The sequence below is a fragment of the Kitasatospora sp. NPDC094028 genome, from assembly GCF_049543595.1.
GTDB lineage: Bacteria > Actinomycetota > Actinomycetes > Streptomycetales > Streptomycetaceae > Kitasatospora.
The window spans coordinates 97,344-118,924 of record NZ_JBMVFA010000024.1 but is presented as its reverse complement, the minus strand read 5'-3'; the positions used below and the strand labels follow the sequence as shown (position 1 = coordinate 118,924).

At 74.5% G+C, this 21,581-nt stretch carries 15 protein-coding genes and 1 riboswitch; of the genes, 6 read left to right on the top strand and 9 right to left on the bottom strand.

The window, feature by feature from the left end:
* Positions 1-49 precede the first annotated feature (49 nt).
* On the bottom strand, positions 50-1,198 hold the full coding sequence (locus ACPC54_RS29140; protein WP_498969038.1) for a cobalt-precorrin-5B (C(1))-methyltransferase: 1,149 nt from the start codon (positions 1,196-1,198) through the stop codon (positions 50-52).
* A 473-nt stretch (positions 1,199-1,671) separates the two neighbouring features.
* Here ACPC54_RS29140 and ACPC54_RS29135 point away from each other — a divergent pair, with 473 nt between their 5' ends.
* Positions 1,672-3,411, top strand: a complete 1,740-nt coding sequence (locus ACPC54_RS29135) for a TIGR03767 family metallophosphoesterase (protein ID WP_498969016.1) — start codon at positions 1,672-1,674, stop codon at positions 3,409-3,411.
* A gap of 174 nt (positions 3,412-3,585) precedes the next feature.
* On the opposite strand, the gene ACPC54_RS29130 is transcribed toward ACPC54_RS29135, so the two are convergent.
* Genes ACPC54_RS29130 through ACPC54_RS29120 form a run of 3 tightly spaced genes read right to left on the bottom strand, consistent with a single transcriptional unit; the run spans position 3,586 to position 7,093 of the window.
* Entirely contained in the window at positions 3,586-5,115 is a 1,530-nt protein-coding gene (locus tag ACPC54_RS29130) for a precorrin-2 C(20)-methyltransferase (protein WP_498969014.1), read from the bottom strand.
* Complete coding sequence (locus tag ACPC54_RS29125) at positions 5,112-5,738, bottom strand: precorrin-8X methylmutase (RefSeq protein ID WP_045699513.1); 627 nt, start codon at positions 5,736-5,738, stop codon at positions 5,112-5,114. Before ACPC54_RS29125 ends, ACPC54_RS29130 begins: the two co-directional genes overlap by 4 nt.
* Positions 5,735-7,093, bottom strand: coding sequence for a ferredoxin-like domain-containing protein (locus tag ACPC54_RS29120; protein WP_498969012.1), 1,359 nt, complete (start codon positions 7,091-7,093; stop codon positions 5,735-5,737). Before ACPC54_RS29120 ends, ACPC54_RS29125 begins: the two co-directional genes overlap by 4 nt.
* Positions 7,094-7,341: 248 nt before the next feature.
* A riboswitch (cobalamin riboswitch) is annotated at positions 7,342-7,407 on the top strand.
* 65 nt (positions 7,408-7,472) lie between these two features.
* Between ACPC54_RS29120 and ACPC54_RS29115 the strand changes: the two genes are divergently transcribed.
* The 3 genes from ACPC54_RS29115 (at position 7,473) to lnt (ending at position 13,007) form a co-directional block, all read left to right on the top strand.
* Positions 7,473-7,601, top strand: a complete 129-nt coding sequence (locus ACPC54_RS29115) for a hypothetical protein (RefSeq protein ID WP_498969010.1) — start codon at positions 7,473-7,475, stop codon at positions 7,599-7,601.
* On the top strand, positions 7,598-11,236 hold the full coding sequence (cobN, locus tag ACPC54_RS29110) for a cobaltochelatase subunit CobN (protein ID WP_498969009.1): 3,639 nt from the start codon (positions 7,598-7,600) through the stop codon (positions 11,234-11,236). The genes ACPC54_RS29115 and cobN overlap by 4 nt, the downstream gene beginning before the upstream one ends.
* Positions 11,237-11,402: 166 nt before the next feature.
* The gene (gene lnt / locus ACPC54_RS29105; RefSeq protein WP_498969007.1) at positions 11,403-13,007 is read left to right on the top strand and encodes an apolipoprotein N-acyltransferase; all 1,605 of its coding nucleotides are present in this window, start codon (positions 11,403-11,405) and stop codon (positions 13,005-13,007) included.
* Here the strand turns inward: lnt and ACPC54_RS29100 are convergent.
* The 5 genes from ACPC54_RS29100 to ACPC54_RS29080 all read right to left on the bottom strand — a co-directional run bounded on the left by ACPC54_RS29100 (position 12,983) and on the right by ACPC54_RS29080 (position 19,460).
* On the bottom strand, positions 12,983-13,747 hold the full coding sequence (locus ACPC54_RS29100; protein WP_498969006.1) for a VOC family protein: 765 nt from the start codon (positions 13,745-13,747) through the stop codon (positions 12,983-12,985). The two genes, lnt and ACPC54_RS29100, sit on opposite strands and share 25 nt — an antisense overlap.
* Before the next feature lie 287 nt (positions 13,748-14,034).
* Positions 14,035-14,907 (bottom strand): AraC family transcriptional regulator, encoded by an 873-nt coding sequence (locus ACPC54_RS29095; RefSeq protein WP_498969004.1) that lies wholly within the window; start codon positions 14,905-14,907, stop codon positions 14,035-14,037.
* Between the two features lie 92 nt (positions 14,908-14,999).
* Positions 15,000-16,196 carry an epoxide hydrolase family protein gene (locus ACPC54_RS29090; protein WP_498969003.1) on the bottom strand — a complete coding sequence of 399 codons (1,197 nt, stop codon included), beginning with the start codon at positions 16,194-16,196 and terminating at the stop codon, positions 15,000-15,002.
* Positions 16,197-16,276: 80 nt separating this feature from the next.
* A complete protein-coding gene (locus ACPC54_RS29085) occupies positions 16,277-18,400 on the bottom strand; it encodes a putative bifunctional diguanylate cyclase/phosphodiesterase (protein ID WP_498969002.1) in 2,124 nt (707 codons plus the stop codon).
* Positions 18,401-18,653: 253 nt separating this feature from the next.
* The gene (locus ACPC54_RS29080) at positions 18,654-19,460 is read right to left on the bottom strand and encodes an SAM-dependent methyltransferase (protein WP_498969000.1); all 807 of its coding nucleotides are present in this window, start codon (positions 19,458-19,460) and stop codon (positions 18,654-18,656) included.
* A gap of 276 nt (positions 19,461-19,736) precedes the next feature.
* On the opposite strand from ACPC54_RS29080, the gene ACPC54_RS29075 reads away from it, so the two are divergent.
* Together ACPC54_RS29075 and ACPC54_RS29070 are read left to right on the top strand one after the other, a co-directional pair.
* Positions 19,737-20,210, top strand: coding sequence for an SRPBCC family protein (locus ACPC54_RS29075; RefSeq protein WP_498968999.1), 474 nt, complete (start codon positions 19,737-19,739; stop codon positions 20,208-20,210).
* Between the two features lie 140 nt (positions 20,211-20,350).
* Complete coding sequence (locus ACPC54_RS29070) at positions 20,351-21,535, top strand: MalY/PatB family protein (protein ID WP_498968997.1); 1,185 nt, start codon at positions 20,351-20,353, stop codon at positions 21,533-21,535.
* Positions 21,536-21,581: the final 46 nt, after the last annotated feature.

The window sequence follows — 21,581 nt, the reverse complement described above, 5'->3', positions numbered from 1 at the left end:
TGTGACACCCGCGCGGCCGCACGGCTCCGCCCCGGTGCGGCACAGGAGTTCACGCCCCGGACGGCCCCAGCGGTTCCGCCCGGCCCACGATGGTGCCCGCCCGGTCGATGCAGATGACGTCCACCGCGACCGGCGAGCCCACCAGCACGCCCAGCGCCGTCGCCCGGGCCGCCTCCGCGACCAGGTCGCCCAGGGGCACTCCCGCCTCCCGGCACAACTGCACCGCCTGCAGGCCGGTGTTGGCCGCCGCCACCGCCTGCGCCAGCGCCTCGTCCGCGCCGCCGCGCCGGGCCAGCTCCGCCAGGTACCCCTTGTCCACCTGGGAGCGCGCCGAGTGCAGATCCAGGTGGCCGGCGGCCAGCTTGGACAGCTTGGCGAAGCCGCCGGCGATGGTCAGCCGGGGCACCGGGTGGCGCTTCAGGTACTTGAGGACGGCCCCGGCGAAGTCGCCCATGTCGAGCAGCGCGTCCTCGGGCAGCCCGTGCACCGCGACCGCGACCTTCTCCGAGGTCGACCCGGTGCAGCCCGCCACGTGGGTCCGCCCGGCGGCGCGGGCCACGTCGACGCCGCGCCGGATCGAGTCGATCCACGCCGAACAGGAGTAGGGGACGACGATGCCGGTGGTGCCCAGGATGGACAGGCCGCCGAGGATGCCGAGCCGGGGGTTCCAGGTCGAACGGGCGATCTCCTCGCCGTGGTCGACGGAGATCTCCACCACCACGTCGCCGCTGCCGCCGTGCTCGGCGGCCACCTCGGCGACGGCGTCGCGGATCATCTGCCGGGGCACCGGGTTGATCGCCGGCTCGCCGACCGGCAGCGGCAGGCCCGCCTTGGTGACCGTCCCCACGCCCGGTCCGGCCCGGAACACCACCCCGGTCCCGGGTTCGCCGGCCCGTACGGTGGCGCGGATCAGCGCGCCGTGGGTGACGTCGGGGTCGTCGCCGGCGTCCTTGACCACCCCGGCCATGGCGCTGGTCGGGGCGGGTTCGGCGGCAGGTCCGGCGGTCGGCTCGGCGGCGGGCGGCTCGACGGTCAGCCGCTCGGCCGCGAGGGCGAAGGCCGGCTGCTGGCCCTTGGGGAGGGTGATGGTGACCGGATCCGGGAACGCGCCGGTGAGCAGAGCGGTGTACGCGGCCTTGGTGGCGGCGGTGGCGCAGGCGCCCGTCGTCCAGCCGTGCCGCAGGCCGCTGCTCTTCAGCTGCCCGGCCCGGCCGCCCGTTCCGGCACCGGCATCCGCACCGGCACCGGCGCCCGTCGTGGCACCGACGTCGGCTCCCGTGCCGGTCCCGGCCCCTGCTTCGGCTCCCGCTGCGGCCACCTGTGCCTCGCTTCCGACGACGCCCGCGCCCGGCCACCTCGGCCGGACCAGCCGATTTTCCCCCATCCGCCCCACCGGACCACGACCGGGGCGGGCCCTGCGGGCGGCCGGACCGGCCGGTGCGCGAAGCGGGGAGGAGCCACCGCCGGGCGTTCTCGAACTGTTCTCCGCACGGGTCTCCCCCCGCGCGACTACCAGCGAGTAATCTTTCGCTCCGTTAATTAGCGGGTTCATGACGCCGGCGAGGTTTGCTCGCACCGGCTTCTTCGTGGTGCCCGCAGGTCCATGACGCGTGGTCCGGCGATCGGTACGTCCCGCCGGGCCGTCAGTATCTGGGGGTTTCTGTGGCAACGATGAGACGTCGTACCTTCCTCACCGGCACGTCGGTGGCCGCCGCCTGGTCGGCCCTGTCGCTCGGCGGCGCGCAGTTCGCCTCGGCGGCCGCGCGCGAGCAGGCGCTCGCGACCACCGCCGCGCGCGCGGTCAGCGTCACCGGCACCACGCTGGAGCAGGTGGCCACGCCGGTCGGCACCGGCGGCTACAAGCGGCTGACCGCCGGGCCCGGCTGGCCGCTGATGGTGCGCGGCGACCTCGCCGCGGCGGGCGCCGGCCGCGACGACCGCCGCACCGGGCTCGCCAGCTTCGTCCAGTTCAGCGACCTGCACCTGGTGGACACCGAGTCCCCGGTGCGCTTCGAGTACCTGGCCAAGCTCACCGGCAGCGCCTACCGGCCGCAGGAGACCCTGAACGCGCGCGGCGTCTCCTCCCTCGTCGAGCGGGTCAACTCGCTGGCCGGCGGCCCCTACACCGGCCTGCCGTTCAGCATGGTGATGGCCACCGGCGACAACACCGACAACCACGAGCTGGCCGAACTCGACTGGTACCTCAAGGTCATGGGTGGTGGCCGGCTCGCCCAGAACACCGGCGACCTCAACCGCTACGAGGGCGTGCAGAACTCCGGCAACGCCGCCTACTGGAACCCCGAACTCTCCTACGGCGACAGCTACAAGGCCAAGGGCTTCCCCCAGGTGCCCGGCTTCCTGTCCGCCGCCGGCCGCCCCTTCGACGCGCCCGGCCTGCGCACCCCCTGGTACACCACGGTCGGCAACCACGACGACAGCATCGAGGGCTCGCTGCCCGACTTCGGGCTGCTCAACGACCTCTACACCGGCGGCTACAAGCTGGAGGGCTGCGACGACGCGACCGCCGGCCAGCTGGCGGACTCGCTGCGCCGCGACCCGGCAGGCGCCGTGCTGCTGCTCGCCAAGCTGATTGCGAGCGGCGAGGCGGTCCGCGAGGTCACCCCGGACGAGCGCCGACACCCGTTCACGCTCAAGGAGTTCGCCAAGGCGCACCTCGACCCGGCCGCCACCGGCGCCGGCCCGTACGGGCACGGCTTCACCTCGGACATGGTGAGCAGCGGCAAGCTCTACTACACCTTCCGCATCTCGGAGAAGGTCGTCGGCATCAGCCTGGACACCACCAACCAGGCCGGGTTCGCGGACGGTTCGCTGGGTACGGCCCAACTGCGCTGGCTGGAGCAGCAGTTGAAGGCGCACAGCGGGCACTGGTACGACACCAACGGGAACCGGGTGACGGGCGGCAGCACCGACGACCTGATCCTGGTCTTCAGCCACCACACCAGCACCAGCATGGGCAACCTGCTGCCGGACCCGCGCAACATCTTCGAGAAGCGGCACGACGGCAACGAGCTGGTGACGCTGCTCCAGCGCTACCCGAACGTGGTCGGTTGGGTGAACGGGCACACCCACATGAACAAGATCACGCCGCACGGGCACGCGGTGCCGGAGCGGGCGTTCTGGGAGATCAACACCGCCTCGCACATCGACTACCCGCAGCACGGGCGCATCATCGAGGTCGCGGACAACGGGGACGGCACGATCTCCCTGTTCACCACGCTCATCGAATCCGCCGCGCCGTACGCGACGGACTTCGGCAGCACCTCGGACGCCAACCTGGCGGCGCTCTACCGCGAGCTGTCCTACAACGACCCGAACGGGCGGCCGACCGCACTGCTGGGCGCGGGCGAGGACCACAACACCGAGCTGCTGCTCACCAAGCCCACCCGGTGACCGGGTCCGGCGGCGGGCGGGCAGCCCCCGCCTGCCGGCCGGCGGCGAACAGCTGACAGAAAACAGTAAACAGCGGACAGATTTCATCATCTGTCCGCTGTTATCTGTTTGTTGTTCGCTGTCAGCTGTCAGCTGTCAGCTGTCAGCCGTCGCCCGTCAGCCGCCGGTCGGCCGTCAGGCCTCCGGGCCCTCCGGGTAGCGCCGCGGCGTCCAGACGACCTCGACGCCCTCCGCCCGCTCGACCGCCCGGGTCTGCGAGGAGCCGATGAGCAGGATCGTCCGCATGTCGACCAGACCCGGGTCCAGCTCGCCGAGCCGGACGATCCGGACGCGCTCGGTCGGTCCGCCGACGTCCCGCGCCATCACCACCGGGGTCTCGGGCGCGCGGTACTCCAGCAGCAGGTCGCGGGCCAGGCCGACCTGCGTGGTCCGGGACTTCGAGCCCGGGTTGTACAGCGCCAGCACCAGGTCGGCCTCGGCCGCGGCGCGCAGCCGCTTGGCGACCGCGTCCCACGGCTTGAGCCGGTCCGACAGCGACACCACCGCGTAGTCGTGCCCGAGCGGGGCGCCGGCCCGGGAGGCGGCCGCGTGGGCGGCGGTCATCCCGGGCACGATCCGCACCGGCACGTCCCGGTAGGCGGGCTCGCAGGCGACCTCCAGCACGGCGGTGGCCATCGCGAAGACGCCCGGGTCGCCCGAGGACACCACGCAGACCCGGTGCCCGCGCCGGGCGAGGTCCAGGGCGAACTCGGCGCGCTCCGACTCGACCTTGTTGTCGGAGCCGTGCCGCTGCTGCCCCGGCCGCTCCGGCACCCGGTCCAGGTAGGTGGTGTAGCCGACCAGGTCGGTGGCCTCGGCCAGCGCGCCGCGCGCCTCGGCGGTGAGCCAGAGCGGCCCGGCCGGGCCGGTGCCGACCACGGTCACGCTGCCCATGCCGTCCGACAGCCGTACGGCCGGCTCCAGCGGCGCGACCTTGCTCGGCAGCACCGCGACGGAGAAGTACGGCACGCTGTCGCCGTCGATCTCGGCGAGCGGCGCGATCCGCTCGCCGTCCTGGTAGGCGCGCTCGACGTACTGGGCGTCGGCGAGCCGGCCGGCGCGCTCCAGGGCCCGCCGGACGGCCGGGAAGGTGCGCCCCAGCTTCATGATCACGGCGGAGTCGGCGGCCGCGATGCGGGCGGTCAGCTCCTCCTCGGGCAGCGTGCCCGGAATGACGGTGAGCGTCTCCTCGGCCTCGGTGAGCGCCTGTCCGAGCCGGGCGGCGGCGGCGCTGACCGAGGTCACCCCGGGCACCACCTCGGTCGGGTAACGGTGCGCGAGCCGCTTGTGCATGTGCTGGTAGGAGCCGTAGAAGAGCGGGTCGCCCTCGGCGAGGATGACGACGTCGCGCCCGGCGTCCAGGTGGGCGGCGAGCCGGTCGGCGGCCTCCGCGTAGAAGTCGTCGAGCGCGCCCCGGTAGCCGCCCGGGTGGTCGGTGCTCTCGACGGTGAGCGGGTAGACCAGCTTCTCCTCGATCTGGCCACCCGTCAGGTAGCGTTCGGCGATCGAGCGCGCGATGGACCGGCCGTGCCGGGCGCTGTGGTAGGCCACCACGTCGGCCTTGCCGATGAGTTCGGCGGCGCGGACGGTCACCAGCGACGGGTCGCCCGGGCCGAGCCCGACCCCGTACAGCCGCCCGGTGTCCGCGTTTTGAGGCTCCGTCATTCCACTTCGCTCGCAATCGCGTTGATCGCCGCGGCGGCCATCGCGCTGCCGCCGCGCCGGCCGCGCACCACCAGGTGCTCCAGGCCGGACGGGTGCTCGGCCAGGGCCTGCTTGGACTCGGCGGCGCCGATGAAGCCGACCGGGACCCCGATCACCGCGGCCGGGCGCGGCGCGCCCGCCTCGATCATCTCCAGCAGCCGGAACAGCGAGGTCGGCGCGTTGCCGACCGCCACCACGGCGCCCTCCAGCCGCGGCAGCCACAGCTCCATGGCGGCGGCGCTGCGGGTGTTGCCCATGGCGCGGGCGAGTTCGGGCACCGACGGGTCGGTGAGGGTGCAGATCACCTCGTTGTCGGCGGGCAGCCGCTTGCGGGTCACGCCGCTGGCCACCATGTTGACGTCGCACAGGATCGGCGCCCCGGCGTGCAGGGCGGCGCGCGCGGAGGCGACCACGCCGGGCGAGTACACCAGGTCCTCGACCAGGTCGACCATGCCGCAGGCGTGGATCATCCGCACCGCGACCTGGGAGACGTCCGCCGGAAGGGCGGCCAGGTCGGCCTCCGCCCGGATGGTGGCAAAGGACTGGCGGTAGATGGACGCGCCGTCCTTCTCGTACTCGATCACTTCGTGGTCCTCCTGGCCGCGGCGACCGCCTCGGCCGTCTGCTCGTTCGTCACGTCCACGGAAGGGCCCGCGGTCGTCGCCGGCCCGTTGACCGTCACCCGGTAGCCGTGCCCCGTGGCGAGCACGTCCACCCACCGCCCGGCCGGGTGGCCGCAGCGCCGTTCACAGCCGGACCAGTGCACCGGCAGCGGGCCCGGTCCGGATTGCGCCCCCGGTCCCGCCCCGGGCTCGGGCACCGGTCGCACGCCGGCGCCCGCTCCCGAGTCCAGCGCGCGCGCCGCGTCCGCCCGGACGTCGGCGAGCGACCTGGCGCAGCCCGGCAGCCCGGTGCAGGCGGTGGCCCGCTCCCAGGCCGAGCCCGGCTCGGTGCGGAAGCCGGCCGCCGCCAGCGCGGGCAGCCGGTCGGCCGGGGCGCCGGGCAGCACCACGCCGCGCCAGGGGGTCAGCCGGATTTCGCCCGCCGAGGCGGCGACGAGCGCGCGCCACTGGGCGGCGCTCGCGCGGCCGAAGCGCAGGCCCACCGAGAGTGCGCCGGGCAGTGCGCCCACGGCGGGCGCCGCACCGGCGAACGGGGGCAGTTCCACGGTGCCGGACGGCAGCAGGTCGCGCACCTGGTCGGGCACCTCGCGCACGTGCCAGGCCTTCAGGCCGGCGGCGCGCAGCGACTGCAGGAAGGCGCGGGCGGCGTCCAGGACGGCCGTCACCTCCTGCCCGGGCGCGACCGGCTCCCCGTACGCGGCGCGCCCGAGGCGCAGCAGCGCGGGCCGGGCGACTGCCGCCGGGGCACCCGGGGCGCCCGGTACATCAGAAGCACCGGCGTCCGAGCCTGCGATCAACGTCACATCGGCGTCGAGCGCGGCGACGTCGCCCCGCCCGTCGTCCAGCGCGAACAGGAACTTGCCGGAGAGCCCGGCCGCCCAGTCGCTCGCGCACAGTCGCGCGTCCAGTTCCCGTACCCAGGCCCGCAGATCGGCGCCGCCGGAGCCGGGCAGGCCGGCCAGCGGCGAGGCGACGATGTTGCGCACCCGCTCGTGGGTGTCCGAGGGCAGCAGGCCCACCGCCCGCAGCCGGTCGGCGAGTTCGGCCGCGCAGTGCGAACCCAGGCCGCGCAGCTGGACGTTGCCGCGCGAGGTGGTCTCCAGCTCGCCGTCACCCAGGGCCTCGGCCGCTTCGACCAGCGCGAGCGCCTGACGGCCCGTCAGGAGCCCGCCGGGCAGCCGGATGCGGGCGAGGGCGCCGTCGTCGGCGGCGTGCAGGCGCAGCGCACCGGGGCAGGCGTCCGCGCGCCCCCGGTCTGGCACCCCCCGGTCGGACGCCGCGGCGCCCGGCGCGGCGGCGTCGGGAGTCGGTGGCATGGCGGCGAGCATACAGATGATCCGATCGGTTGCCTCAGTCCGCTGCATCACATTCCCGGACCGCCCGGCACCCACCCGCCACCCGCCCCGTACCCGCCCGGCACCCGTGCCCGCACCCGCCCGCGCTCCCACCGACGCCCGCGCCACCGGTCCTGCCACCTGCCGCTCTCCCGCAGGTCAGTCGTACCCCGTACGATGCTGCCGGGCGGTCCTGGCGGACCGCCCGACGCCAGCGACGGCGCAGGGGAGGAAACCGGTGCGAACCCGGTGCGGTCCCGCCACTGTGACCGCGGCGCACCGGGGAGCCGGTCGACCGCGGGAGCCAGGAACTCCTGCCGTCCTCCACCGGCCCGGGGCGCGGACCCCGAGGAAGGCAGTCATGCACCAGCGCTGTCGCATGCCCGCGCCCGTGTCCCCGGCCACCACCACGGCCACCCCGGCCACCCAGGCCAACCCGGCCACCCTGGCCGACCCGGCCACCGACGAGGCCGGGAGGGCCTTCGCATGATCCTGCTGCTGTCGACGTCCGACACCGACCTGCTGAGCGCCCGCGCCTCGACCGGACCGGTCCCCTACCGGCTCGGCAACCCGGCCCGGCTGACCGCCGAGGAGCTGCCGGCGCTGCTGGAGGGCACCGAACTCGTCGTGGTCCGCCTGCTCGGCGGGCGCCGCGCCTGGCAGGAGGGCCTGGACGCGCTGCTGGCCGGCCCCCGCCCGGTCGTCGTGCTGACCGGCGAACAGGCCCCCGACGCCCAGCTGATGGAGCTGTCCACCGTCCCGGCCGGCATCGCCGCCGAGGCCCACGCCTACCTCGCCCACGGCGGCGCGGCCAACCTCGCCGAGCTGGGCGCCTTCCTCTCCGACACGGTGCTGCTGACCGGCCACGGCTTCGCCCCGCCCGCCTCCGCACCCGCCTGGGGGCCGCTGGAGCGCGAAGCCCACAGCGACAATGACCGCAGTAGCGACGGCCCGACCATCGCGGTGCTGTACTACCGCGCCCACCACATGAGCGGCAACACCGCCTTCGTGGAGACGCTCTGCCGGGCGATCGAGGACCAGGGCGCGCAGGCCCGCGCGTACTACTGCGCCTCGCTGCGCGGCGCCGAGCCCGAACTGCTGGCCGCGCTCGGCGAAGCCGACGCGATCGTCACCACCGTGCTCGCCGCCGGCGGCACCCGCCCGGCCGACGCGCAGGCCGGCGGCGACGAGGAGGCCTGGGACGCGGGCGCGCTCGCCGCCCTGGACCGGCCGATCCTGCAGGCCCTGTGCCTGACCTGGTCGCGCGCCCAGTGGGAGGCCAGCGACGACGGCCTGTCCCCGCTGGACACCGCCACCCAGGTCGCCGTGCCCGAGTTCGACGGCCGCCTGATCTCCGTCCCGTTCTCCTTCAAGGAGCTCGACGAGGACGGCCTGACCGTCTACGCCGCCGACCCGGAGCGCGCCGCCCGCGTCGCCGGAACCGCCGTCAGCCACGCCCGGCTGCGCCACGTCCCCGCCGCCGAGCGCCGCCTCGCGCTCGTCCTGTCCGCGTACCCGACCAAGCACGCCCGGGTCGGCAACGCGGTCGGCCTGGACACCCCGGCCAGCGCCGTGCGCCTGCTGGAGCGGCTGCGCGCGGAGGGCATGGACCTCGGGGACGACCTTCCTTCGTTCCACGACGAGGACGGCGGCCACGAGGGCGACGCGATCATCCACGCGCTGATCGCCGCCGGCGGCTACGACCAGGACTGGCTGACCGAGGACCAGCTGGCCCGCAACCCGGTCCGCATCCCCGCCGCCGACTACCGCCGCTGGTACGCCACCCTCCCGCAGGGCCTGCGCGAGCAGGTCGAGGAGCACTGGGGCCCGGCCCCCGGCGAGCTGTACGTCGACCGCTCGCAGAACCCGGACGGCGACATCGTGCTCGCCGCGATCCGCTCCGGGAACCTGCTCGTCCTCATCCAGCCGCCGCGCGGCTTCGGCGAGAACCCGGTCGCCATCTACCACGACCCCGACCTGCCGCCGAGCCACCACTACCTGGCCGCGTACCGCTGGATCGAGGCCGCGCAGGCGGACGGTGGCTTCGGCGCCCACGCCGTCATCCACCTCGGCAAGCACGGCAACCTGGAGTGGCTGCCCGGCAAGACCGCCGCGCTGTCCGCCGAGTGCGGCCCGGACGCCGTCCTCGGCAACCTGCCGCTGATCTACCCCTTCCTCGTCAACGACCCCGGCGAGGGCACCCAGGCCAAGCGCCGCGCCCACGCCACCCTGGTCGACCACCTGGTGCCACCGATGGCCCGCGCCGACTCCTACGGCGACATCGCGCGCCTGGAGCAACTCCTCGACGAGCACTCCAACATCGCGGCGATGGACCCGGCCAAGCTGCCCGCCATCCGCGCCCAGATCTGGACCCTCATCCAGGCCGCCAAGCTCGACCACGACCTCGGCCTCGACGAGCGCCCCGAGGACGACGGCTTCGACGACTTCCTGCTGCACGTCGACGGCTGGCTCTGCGAGGTCAAGGACGCCCAGATCCGCGACGGCCTGCACGTCCTCGGCCAGGCCCCGACCGGCACCGACCGGGTCAACATCGTGCTCGCCATCCTGCGCGCCCGCCAGATCTGGGGCGGCGTCAGCGCCCTGCCCGGCCTGCGCGAGGCGCTCGGCCTGGACGAGGCCGCCCTCACCCTGGGCGCCACCGACGCCGCCGAGGCACAGGCCCGCGCCCTGGTCGAGGCCATGGAGGCCCAGGACTGGGCACCCGAGGCCGTCGAGAAGGTCACCGCCGAACTGCCGGACGCCGTCCGGCCGGCCGTCCGCGAGGTGCTGGCCTTCGCCGCCACCCAGGTCGTGCCCCGCCTGGCCGCCACCACCGACGAACTGGACGCCGTGCTGCACGCCCTCCGGGGCGGCTTCGTCCCGGCCGGCCCCTCCGGCTCGCCGCTGCGCGGCCTGGTCAACGTGCTGCCGACCGGCCGCAACTTCTACTCCGTCGACCCGAAGGCCGTCCCCAGCAAGCTCGCCTGGGAGACCGGCCAGGCCCTCGCCGCCTCGCTGGTCGACCGCTACCGGGCCGACAACGACGGCGCGTTCCCGCCCTCGGTCGGGCTCTCGCTCTGGGGCACCAGCGCGATGCGCACCGCCGGCGACGACATCGCCGAGGCGTTCGCGCTGCTCGGCGTGCGCCCCGTCTGGGACGAGGCCTCGCGCCGGGTCACCGGCCTGGAGCCGATCCCGCCGGCCGAGCTGGGCCGCCCGCGCATCGACGTGACGCTGCGCATCTCCGGCTTCTTCCGGGACGCCTTCCCGCACGTGGTCGCGCTGCTGGACGACGCGGTGCGCCTGGCCGCCGCCCAGGAGGAGGCCGAGGCGGACAACTTCGTCCGCGCGCACGTGCAGGCCGACCTGGCCGTGCACGGCGACGAGCGCAAGGCCACCGTCCGCGTCTTCGGCTCCCGCCCGGGCACCTACGGCGCCGGCCTGCTCCAGCTGATCGACAGCCGCGACTGGCGCACCGACGCCGACCTCGCCGAGGTCTACACCGTGTGGGGCGGCTACGCGTACGGGCGCGGGCTGGACGGCCGCCCGGCGCGCGAGGAGATGGAGACCGCGTACAAGCGGATCACCGTCGCCGCGAAGAACACCGACACCCGCGAGCACGACATCGCCGACTCGGACGACTACTTCCAGTACCACGGCGGCATGGTGGCCACCGTCCGCGCCCTCACCGGCAAGGCACCGACCGCCTACATCGGCGACTCCACCCGCCCGGAGACCGTCCGGACGCGGACCCTGACCGAGGAGGCCGCCCGCGTCTTCCGCGCCCGGGTCGTCAACCCGCGCTGGATCGAGGCGATGCGCCGCCACGGTTACAAGGGCGCCTTCGAGATGGCCGCGACCGTCGACTACCTGTTCGGCTACGACGCCACCACGGGCGTGGTCGCGGACTGGATGTACGAGAAGCTGACCCAGGAGTACGTCCTCGACCCGGTCAACCGGGAGTTCCTGGCCGGCGCCAACCCCTGGGCGCTGCACGGCATCAGCGAGCGGCTGCTCGAAGCGGCCGGCCGCGGCCTGTGGGAGAAGCCGGACCCGGCGCTGATCGAGCAGCTGCAGGCGGCGTTCCTGGAGACCGAGGGCGACCTGGAGGGCGACGAGGGCTGACCGGCCGACGCCGGACGGCGGCCGCCGGTGGTGTCACCGGTGGCCGCCGCGCCCGGCCGGACCGGCCCGCGGTCGGCGCAGGTGGTACCGGTCGTTCCGACGACCGGCGTCAACCCCGTGTGCAGCCGTCTGGCACCGATCGCGGCCCAAGCGGACAATACGGGTCATGTCGCGCCGCACCGGTACCGCCAGCCCAGACCTGAGCACGACCACCGCCGACGACCGGGCGCCGCGCGCGCCGCACCGGTACCGGGGGCGGGTGGGGGCGCTGGCGTGCGGGGCCGTGCCGGTGCTGGCCTTCCCGGCCGCCGGGCAGGCCTGGCTGGCGTGGATCGCGCTCGTGCCCGGGCTGCTGCTGATGCAGCGGGCGCCCTCGGCACGGGAGGCGGCGGTGCGCGGCTGGTGGTTCGGCGCCGGGTTCATCCTGACCGCGATGTACTGGCTGGTGCCGTCCATCGGCCCCGGATTGCCGGTGCTCGCCGCCCTGTTCGGGGCCCTGCAGGGCGGCCTCGGGTACGCCGTGCACCGGCTGCTGCGGCCGCCGCTGACCACCCGGCGGGCGCTGCTGGCCCTGCTGGTCGTCCCCGCGGTGTGGGTCACCACCGAGTACGCGCGGTCCTGGCACGCGCTCGGCGGGCCGTGGGCGCTGCTCGGCGCCACCCAGTGGCAGCACCCGGCCGTCCTGGCGCTGGCCTCCGCGGGCGGCATCTGGCTGGTCAGCGCCGCCGTCGCGGCCGTCAACACCGGGGTGCTGGTGCTGCTGACCGCGGTGCACTGGCGGCCGCGGGCCGTCGCCGCGCTGAGCGCCCTCCTGGTGCTCGCGGCCGGGCCGCTGCTGTTCGCGCTGCGCGAGGCGCCGGTGCGGGACGGGGCGGTGACGGTCGCGCTGGTGCAGCCGGGCATCGTGGAGGACCCGCAGGAGCGCTTCGAGGCGAGCGCCCGGACCACCGAGGCGCTGGTCGGGCGGCCCGTGGACCTGATCGTCTGGGGCGAGAGCAGCACCACCGCCGACCTGGACCACGACCCGGCCGCGCTCGACCGGCTGCGCGGGCTCGCCGCCACCACCGGCGCGCAGCTGCTGGCCGGGGAGGACGCGCGCAAGGCGGACGGGCGGATCTCCAAGGACGCGGTGCTCGTCGCGCCGGGCGGCGTGGTGGACCGCTACCGCAAGATCCGGCTGGTGCCGTTCGGCGAGTACATCCCGATGCGGCCGGCGCTCGGCTGGATCGCCGGGGTCAGCCGGGCGGCGGGCGAGAACCGGGCGCCCGGCACCGCCTTCCACCTGCTCGCGGCGACCGACCGCTCGGGCCGGCCGCTGCCGGTCGGCGCGCTGATCTGCTTCGAGTCCGCGTTCCCGGACATGGCCCGCACCGCCGCCCGGGACGGCGCCCGGGTGCTGGTGTACCAGTCCTCGACCTCGACGTTCCAGCGCACCTGGGCGCCCGAGCAGCACGTCTCGCTGGCGGCGATCCGGGCCGCCGAGACCGGCCGCCCGGCCGTGCAGGCCTCGCTGACCGGCGTGTCGGCGGCCTTCGACGCGCAGGGCCGGGAGCTCGCCCGGCTCGGCACCGACGCCACCGGCGCGCTGACCGTCCGGCTGCCGCTCACCGCGCCCGGCACGCGGACCTGGTACGACCTGATCGGTGACGTGGTGCCCCTCGGCGCGCTGCTGGTCACGGCCGGCGCGGCGGTGGGCGGCCGGCGCGCCCGGGCCGCGCGGCGCTCGGCTCGGCCGCCGCAGCCGCCTCAGCCGCCCGCACCGGCGCTGTAGACGCCGAACGCGGCACCCTGGGCATCGCGCAGCACGGCGATCCGCCGGCCGCCCGGCATGGAGTAGGCGGGCATCAGCACGTCCGCGCCGAGGGCGACCGCCCGCTCGACCGTGTTGTCGACGTCGGCGACCGAGAAGTACGGCAGCCAGTGCGGCGGCACCTCGGCCGGGAAGTTCTCGCCCATCACCAGCATGCCGCCGAAGTCCTGCCCGGCCAGGCCCCACTGGGTGTAGTGCTCGGACCTGGCGACGGACCAGCCGAAGACGGCCGGGTAGAAGGCGATCGCACCGCCCGGGTCGCGGGTGAGCAGTTCGACCCAGCCGAGCGAGCCGGGGGCGTTGAACACCCCGGCGCCCGGGAACGCCCGGGCCTGCCAGAGCGTGAAGACCGCGCCGGACGGGTCGGCGGCCACCGCGAAGCGGCCGAGGTCGAACACGTCTGCGGGCTCCATCAACAGCGCGCCGCCGCCGTCCTTGATCCGCGCCGCGGTGTCGTCGGCGTCGGTGACCGCGAAGGACACCGTCCAGGCCGTGGGCTGCTTCGGCGCGTACAGCGGGGTGACGGCGGCCGCCGGGGCGTCGCCGAGGTGCATCTGGGTGTAGCCGCCGGCCTCGGGGCGCACGTCGGTGTCGGCGCGCCAGCCGAACAGCTCGCCGTAGAACGCCTTGGCGGCGGCCGGGTCGGAGGTGCCCAGCTCGACCCAGCAGGGGCCGTTGGTGGTCACCGAGGTCTGCTTCATCGCTGCTGCCTTCCGCTGGGCCCTCGGACGCGGCCGTCGCGCCGCCCGCCCGCGCCCCAGCATGCGGGGCGGGGATGGGCGGCGGCGGGCGCTGCTGGGCCGAACGGGGTCGGCGGACGGCGGCGGGGGCGCTGGCGGTCGGAGGGATGGCAGCGGCGGGATGACAGCGGACAACTTTCAGATTTCAGCGTTCAGATGTTGAAATCTGTCATCTGTTTCCTGTCACCTGTCATCTGTTCGCTGTCAGCTGTTCGCTGCCATCGCGGAACCCGCCACCCCTTCGCCGGTCAGCGGGCCGTCCGCAGCACCGGGATCCACAGCTCGGCGTTCGCGTCCCCCGTGCCCGGAACGAGGCGGACCACCAGAATCTCCGGACCCGGCCGGGACTCGTACGGGTTCGACGGGAACCACTGGCCGTACACGTCCCCCCACATCTCCTGCAGGGCCTGCGGGAACGGCCCGGCGTTGGTGAAGATCGCCCACGTCCCGGCCGGGACGGGCAGGACGTCCAGGTCGTCCGGGACGACGGCGTCCTCGCGCGCCACCACCGCGTGCCAGTAGTCGAGTTCGGAGCCCTCCTCCCGGCCCGGCGAGAAGTCGTCGCTCACCGAAACGATGCCGAGCGGATCCTTGCCCGTCAGCGCGTTGATCCGCTCGACGGTCTCCGCGCCGATCCCCTTGATGAACTCGGCGATGTGCGGGTTGACGCCCCGGTAGATGAGCGGCACCCGCGCCTTCTTCCCGACGACGCGGAAGTCCGGCTTCTCGACGATTCGGTATTCCATACTGCTGCTTCCTTCCACGACGAGTCGGAAGGACATCCGGGGCTGGGAGACGAGCGCCGCGCCGTGACGCCGGGCCTCGCCCGGGCCGACGCCGTGCATCGCCCGGAACGCCCGGGCGAACGCCTCCCCCGAGGTGTAGCCGTACCGGACCGCGATGTCGAGCAAGGTCTGCTCGCCGTCGAGGACTTCGGCGCCGGCGACGGTCAGCCGCCGGCGCCGGACGTACTCCGACAGCGGCATTCCGGCGAGCATCGAGAACAGCCGCCGGAAGTGGTACTCCGACGTCATCGCGACGCGCGCCAGCTCGGCCACGTCGACCTCGCCGTCCAGTCGCCGTTCGATGTCGTCCATCGCCCGGTTGAGGTGCTCCAACACGCTTGCCCCGTCCTTCCCTTACTGATCTCCACCGTAGGAAGAGCGACCCCCGCCCCACCCGACGATCCGTGCCCGCTGCGGTCGGGTGGCCGTCAGGCGGCGGAGCCGAGGTCGCGGAAGAACGCCCGGATGTCGCCGACCAGCAGCTCGGGCTGCTCCATCGCGGCGAAGTGCCCGCCGCGGTCGAACTCCGTCCACCGGACGATGTTGTTGCTGCGCTCGGCGATGTGGCGCAGCACGAGGAAGTTCTCCTCGGGGAAGGCCGCGAACGCGGTCGGGGCGGCGGACGGCTCCGGTGGCGCGCCCCAGTAGTCGGCGTGGGCCCGCTCGTAGTAGAGGCGGGCGGAGGACCCGGCGGTGCCGGTCAGCCAGTACAGCATGACGTTGGTGAGCAGGTGGTCCCGGTCGACGGCGCCGTGCGGGTGGTCGCGGGTGTCGCTCCACTCCTGGAACTTCTCGGCGATCCAGGCGAGTTGGCCGACCGGCGAGTCGGTGAGGGCGTAGGCGAGGGTCTGCGGGCGGGTGGCCTGGATGTCGGCGTAGCCCTGCTTGTCGCGGTTCCAGGCCTTGGTCCGTTCCCAGGAGGCGAGGGTGCGTTCGCGTTCGGCGGGGCCGAGCGCGGCAAGCTCGTCCTCGGTGGGTTCGGCGGCCGCCGCGGCGCCGGGGATCAGGTTCAGGTGGACACCGATCACCTGCCCGGGGCGGGTGCGCCCGAGTTCGCGGGAGACGGCCGATCCCCAGTCGCCGCCCTGGACACCGTAGTTCGGGTAGCCGAGGCGCCGCATCAGCTCGGCGAACGCGGCCGCGACGCGCCGGTACTCCCAGCCGGTGTCGCGGGTGGGGCCGGAGAAGCCGAAGCCGGGGATGCTCGGCAGCACGAGGTGGAAGGCGTCGGCGCGCTCGCCGCCGTGCGCCACCGGCTCGGTGAGCGGGCCGACGATGTGCTCGAACTCCACGATGGAGCCCGGCCATCCGTGCGTGACGAGCAGCGGCGTGGCGTCCGGCTCCGGGGAACGGATGTGGGCGAAGTGGACGTCGGCGCCGTCGATCGTGGTCATGAACTGCGGCCACCGGTTCAGCCGGGCCTCGGCCGCCCGCCAGTCGTACCCGTGGCGCCAGTGGTGCACGAGCTCCTTCAGGTGGCCGCGCGGGACGCCGTACTCCCAGCCGGCGCCCGGCAGTTCGTCCGGCCACCTGGTCCGGTCGAGCCGCCGGCGCAGGTCGTCCAGGTCCTCGTCCGGGACGTCGATGCGGAACGGCCGGATGGAGTCGTCGGGTGGCGTCGTCATAGCGACGCAGCATAGACGGCCCGGCCCGGACCAAGATCGAGACACCCGGGGTCGGCGCCGCCCCGGCCGGTCGGCCCGGCTCAGTCCGCCCCGACCGGGCGGCCGCCCGGCTCCTCGACGATCCGCCGGGCGATCTCGGCCGGCCGCACCGGGCGGCCGAAGTGCCAGCCCTGCGCCCAGTCGCAGCCGATGGTCCGCAGCCGCTCCGCGTCCTTGAGGGTCTCCACGCCCTCGGCGGTGACGGTCAGCCCGAGCGCGTGCGCCATCGACACCAGGCCGCTGACGATCCGCCAGCCGGTGGCCTCGTCCTTCGCAGGGTCGTGCAGGTCACCGACGAACGAACCGGCGATCTTCAGGCCGGAGACGGGCAGGTCCCGCAGGTAGGCGAGGTTGGACCAGCCGGTGCCGAAGTCGTCCACGGCCAGCGCCACCCCGAGGTCGACCAGCCCGTGCAGGGTGCGCAGCGCCTCGTCCTCGGGGCCGACCACCGTCGACTCGGTGATCTCCAGCTGGAGCCGGGCCGGGTCCAGGCCGGTGCTGTCGAGGATCCGGGCGAGGTCGGTGACCAGGGCGGCGCTGCGCGCCTGCCGGACCGCCAGGTTGACGTTCAACTGCGGTGCGGCGTCGCCGTACTGCTTGATCCACTCGGCGGCCTGGCCGCAGGCCTGCTCCAGCACCCAGCGGCCGAGCGGCATGATCAGCCCGGTCTCCTCGGCGGTGGTGACGAACTCGTCCGGGCCGAGCACGCCGAGCTGCGGGTGGCGCCAGCGCACCAGCGCCTCGACGGCGGCCATCCGGCCGTCCGCGAGCCGGTAGAGCGGCTGGTAGTCGATGAAGAACTCGCCGCGGTCGAGGGCGGCCGGCATCCGCACCGACACCGCGTAGCGGTTGACCGCGCGGGCGTTCTCCTTGGGGTCGAACAGCGTCCAGCGGCCGCGGCCGGCCTCCTTGGCGCGGTAGAGCGTCAGGTCGGCGGCCCGTACGGCCGCGCCCGGGGTGGTGGTGGACACCCGGCGCTCCAGCACACCGACGCTCGCGCCCACGGCGAGCTTGTGGTCGCCGATCAGCACCGGCCCGGCCAGCGCCTTGAGCACCGTCTTGGCGGCGGCCACCGCCTCCTGCTCGCCCCGGCACTTCTCCAGCAGGACGACGAACTCGTCGCCGCCGAGCCGGGCCACCAGGTGGCCGAGCGGGGTCAGCGCGGTCTTCAGCCGGTCGGCGACGGCGGCCAGCAGCTCGTCGCCCATGTCGTGGCCGAGGCTGTCGTTGACCACCTTGAAGCCGTCGAGGTCGACGTAGCAGAGGCCGAACCGGGCCCCCGGCGCCGGGTCCTCGAACAGCTTCTCCAGCCGCTCGAAGAAGGCGGCGCGGTTGGGCAGGCCGGTCAGCGGGTCGTGGGTGGCCTGGTGGCGCAGCCGCTCCTGAAGCCGGTAGCGGTCGGTGACGTCCTCCAGCATCGCGACCTGGTACTGCGGGGTGCCGTCGTCGTCGCGGATCAGCGAGACGGTCAGGTGGGTCCAGATCACCTCGCCGTCCTGGCGGTAGTACGGCTTGTCGAACTGGAAGTACTCCCGCTTGCCGCTGATCAGTTCCTCGTACGCCTCCCAGACGCCCGGGGTGTCCTCGGGGTGGACGAGGTCGCCGACCCGGCGGCCGATCATGTCCGCGGGGCCGGCGCCGAACAGGTCCTGGAGGGCCTTGTTGACGGCCATGATGTTGCCGTCGGTGTCGCCGATGCCGATGCCGATCGCGGCGCTCTCGAACAGGGCTCGGAAGCGGGCCTCGGAGGCGCGCAGCGCGCGTTCGGCCTCCTTGCGGGCGGCGTCGGCGGCGGTGCGGATGGCCTCCTGCTCGCGCAGGGTGCGCTCGCGCAGGGCGGCCGCCCAGCCGGCGGCGAAGGCGCCGGTCAGGGCGGGACCGCGGTCGTCCGGAACGGGCTGCGCCTGGAGCAGTTCGACCGCGCGGGCGAGCAGTACGGGGTCGGTGAAGTGCGCGTCGACCAGTTCCGCGCCGGCCTGCGCGGCCAGCCGGGGCTCGAACGGCTCGTCGAGCTGGGCGCGGTGGAGCAGCGCGGCGGTGCGCATGACCAGGCGGCCGAGCAGTTCGGGGTGGATGGCGATGCCGTGGTCGGCGGAGAGCAGCCGGGCCCAGTCCTCGTGGAACCGCTCGGCGCTGCCGGGCACCGGGGTGGGCCTCCCGTTCATGCGAACGCTCCGGTACGGGCCCGGGCGCCGCGGTGGGCGTCGGTGCCGGTGCGGGTGCTGGTGCCGGTGCCGGTGCGGGCTGCGGCGTTTCTAGCGTCGACAGGAGTTCTTCCGGCGACAGGTCCACATGCGGCGACACGCACACTTTCGGCGACACGCCCGCCGGCGGCGGTACGGAAGCGAGCACGGGATCGGCCGGGGGCCGTCGCGCGGGTCGCGCGGCCTCCGGCGTCGCCTCGCCCGTTCCGGACGTTCAAGGGCGGAACCCCACGCCCGCCACCCCGACCATCCGCTCGGGGTTCTCGCCGACCGACTCGGGCTGGTCCGGGCGCCACTGCGGCAGGTAGACGACGCCGGGCTCGACCAGCTCGAAGCCGGCGAACATCTCGGTGATCTGCTCGTGGGTGCGCATGGTCAGCGGGGTCGGAGTCATCCGGTAGAGCCGCTGGTGGTCCTCGGCCTGGTCCGGGCGGCCCTCCAGGGAGGCGTGCGAGAGGACCAGCGCGCTGCCCGGCGGGAGCACGTCACGGATCGTGCCGATCAGCTTCCACGGGTCCTCGTCGTCGCTGACGAAGTGGGCGACGGCCACCAGTAGGACGGCCACCGGCTCGCCCTCCGCGAGCAGCTCGACCACCTCGGGGCGGGCGAGCAGGTCCGCGACGTCGCGCACGTCGGCCTGGACGACGGAGCTGGCCGGGTCCTCGGCGAGCAGCAGGCGGCTGTGCGCGACGGCGACCGGGTCTCGGTCGACGTAGACGACCTTCGCCTCGGGTCGGATCCCGCGGGCGATCTCGTGCACCGCGCCGAAGGTCGGGATGCCGGAGCCGATGTCCAGGAAGCGGCTGACGCGGTGCTCGGCGAGGAAGCTCACGGCGCGGCGCAGGAAGGCCCGGTTGGAGCGCATGATCTGCGGCAGCTCCGGCCACAGGGCGAGCGCCTTGCGGGCCATCTCCCGGTCGACCTCGAAGTTGTGGGAGCCCCCCAGGTAGTAGTCGTAGACCCGCGCGGCGTTCGGTTTGTCCAGGTCCGTACCTTCCGGTACCCAGCTCGGTCGCCGCATGCCTGTGACTCCTTCACTCCGGTTCCGCCTGCAGTCCGGTTGCCTCTGTGTTCCAGTTCTGCCCGCGGTCCCGGTCCCGGGGTGCGGCGCCCGACTGCCACCGCTGTGACAGCTGAGACTACAAGCACGCAAGATCCTCCCTTGCACCCCGAACGGGTGCAAGCGGAGTGCCCGCCTCCTGGCCGTCGATGTTCACGGAGCGTTCACCGCACCCACCCGAACGGAGTGGGCCCGGAAGCCGCCCGCGGGCACCCGGCGCGTCGCTAGGCTGAGCACGTGGATCCCAACCACTACCGCTTCCGGGGCGTGTGGCGCCTCACGGCGCCGCCGGCCGCGGTGTACGCGGCACTGGAGGACGTGCACGGCTACCCACTGTGGTGGCCTGAGGTGCGGGAGATCCGGCGGACCGGCGCGCAGTCCGGGGACGTCGTGGTGCGGGCGCTGCTGCCGTACCGGCTGGTGATCGGCCTGGAGACTCGGCTGCACGACCCGCACGCCGGGGTGCTGGAGGCGGTCATGCGGGGCGACCTCGACGGCTGGGCACGGTTCACCGTCACGCCGGACCCGTCCGGGCGGTCCGGCGGCGCCGGGAGCCTGGTGCTGTTCGAGGAGGACGCCCGGCCCGGCAAGGCCCTGCTGCGCCGCCTCGCCCTACCGCTGCACCCGCTGTTCCGGGCCAACCACGCGGTGATGATGTACCGCGGCCGGCGGGGGCTGGAGGCCTACCTGGCACGAGCCGGCGACGGCTGACAGATGACGACTTTCAACCGACAGATTTCAACATCTGAAATCTGAAAGTTGTCATCTGTCAGCCGTCAGCCGGGCTCCGCCCGCCCCCGCCCGCCCCCACTCCTCACCGTCCGTCCCCCGCCCCCGGGAGGTCCCGCCCGATGCCCACCGCCACCCCGGGCACCGCCCCCGACTTCGGCTTCGACTTCGGCTTCCACGCCCCCTTCGACCGCAGCGGCACCGGCAGCAGCAAGTGGGCCCGGGCCACCGCCCCCGGGGTGATCCCGATGGGGCTGGCGGACATGGACCTGCCCGGCCCGCCCGCCGTCGCCGCGGCGCTGGAGCAGCGGGCCCGGCACCGGGCGTACGGGTACACGGTGTGCGACCCGGGCGGGCGGGAACTGGTCGCCCGCTGGTACCGCGCCCGGCACGGCACCGAAGTCGACCCCGACTGGGTCCTGCTGCTGCCCTGCGGCCCGCGCACGGCACTGCGCATCCTCCTGGAGACCGTGCGACGCCAGGAGGGCGCACCCGCGCAGGCCCCGGTCGCCTTCGCAACGCCGGAGTGGGGCGGCTTCGCCCAGCTGTGCCGCGCCGCCCGCTTCCCGTACCGGGAACTGCCGCTCCCGCTCGGCCCGGACGGCTACCGGTTCCCCGGCGGCCCGATCCCCCGCCCCACCGCCGCCGTGCTGCTCAGCAGCCCGCACAACCCCTCCGCCCGGGTGTGGCCGGCCGAGGAGCTGCGCGCACTCGCCGAGCGGGCGGCGCAGGCCGGCGCCGTGCTGGTCTCGGACGAGGTCCACGGCGACCTCACCCACCCCGGCCACGCGCATCCCGTCGCCGTCACCACCGTCGACCCGGCCCTGCGGCACCGCACCGTCACCCTGAACTCGGTCGGCAAGACCTTCAACTGCTCCGGCGTGCCCAGCAGTTTCGCCCTCGTCCCGGATCCTCGGCTGCGCACGGCGTTCGCCGAGGAACTGTCCGGCTACGGCCTCTGGGAGGGCGGCCTGCTGGAGCAGACGACGCAGCGGGCCGCGCTGGCCGAGGGGGGCCCGTGGCTGGACGCCCTGCTCGCCCACCTCGCCACCGCCCGCACCCGGCTGACCGGCCTGCTCGGCCCGGCCGTCCGCTCGGCGCCGCAGTCCTCCTACCTGCTCTGGCTGGACGCCGCCGCGCTCGGCCTGCCGCCCGCCGACGCGCGCCGGGCGCTGCTGGAGCGCTGCGGCCTGGAGTCCACCGCGGGAACGGAGTTCGGGCCGGGCGGCGCCGGCTCGCTGCGACTCAACTACGCGCTGCCGGGCCCACTGCTGGACACCGTCGTGACCCGGCTGCAACGGCTCTAGGCCCGCGCCTGGGCCGCCAGCGCCCTCCCCCACACCCCGCATTCAC

What these genes read in the sequence shown, in the direction of transcription:
- ACPC54_RS29135 (WP_498969016.1), top strand. Translation starts at nt 1,672, where the DNA reads ATGAGACGTCGTACCTTCCTCACCGGCACGTCGGTGGCCGCCGCCTGG.
- ACPC54_RS29130 (WP_498969014.1), bottom strand. Translation starts at nt 5,115, where the DNA reads ATGACGGAGCCTCAAAACGCGGACACCGGGCGGCTGTACGGGGTCGGG.
- ACPC54_RS29120 (WP_498969012.1), bottom strand. Translation starts at nt 7,093, where the DNA reads ATGCCACCGACTCCCGACGCCGCCGCGCCGGGCGCCGCGGCGTCCGAC.
- ACPC54_RS29115 (WP_498969010.1), top strand. Translation starts at nt 7,473, where the DNA reads ATGCACCAGCGCTGTCGCATGCCCGCGCCCGTGTCCCCGGCCACCACC.
- cobN (WP_498969009.1), top strand. Translation starts at nt 7,598, where the DNA reads ATGATCCTGCTGCTGTCGACGTCCGACACCGACCTGCTGAGCGCCCGC.
- lnt (WP_498969007.1), top strand. Translation starts at nt 11,403, where the DNA reads ATGTCGCGCCGCACCGGTACCGCCAGCCCAGACCTGAGCACGACCACC.
- ACPC54_RS29100 (WP_498969006.1), bottom strand. Translation starts at nt 13,747, where the DNA reads ATGAAGCAGACCTCGGTGACCACCAACGGCCCCTGCTGGGTCGAGCTG.
- ACPC54_RS29090 (WP_498969003.1), bottom strand. Translation starts at nt 16,196, where the DNA reads ATGACGACGCCACCCGACGACTCCATCCGGCCGTTCCGCATCGACGTC.
- ACPC54_RS29085 (WP_498969002.1), bottom strand. Translation starts at nt 18,400, where the DNA reads ATGAACGGGAGGCCCACCCCGGTGCCCGGCAGCGCCGAGCGGTTCCAC.
- ACPC54_RS29080 (WP_498969000.1), bottom strand. Translation starts at nt 19,460, where the DNA reads ATGCGGCGACCGAGCTGGGTACCGGAAGGTACGGACCTGGACAAACCG.
- ACPC54_RS29070 (WP_498968997.1), top strand. Translation starts at nt 20,351, where the DNA reads ATGCCCACCGCCACCCCGGGCACCGCCCCCGACTTCGGCTTCGACTTC.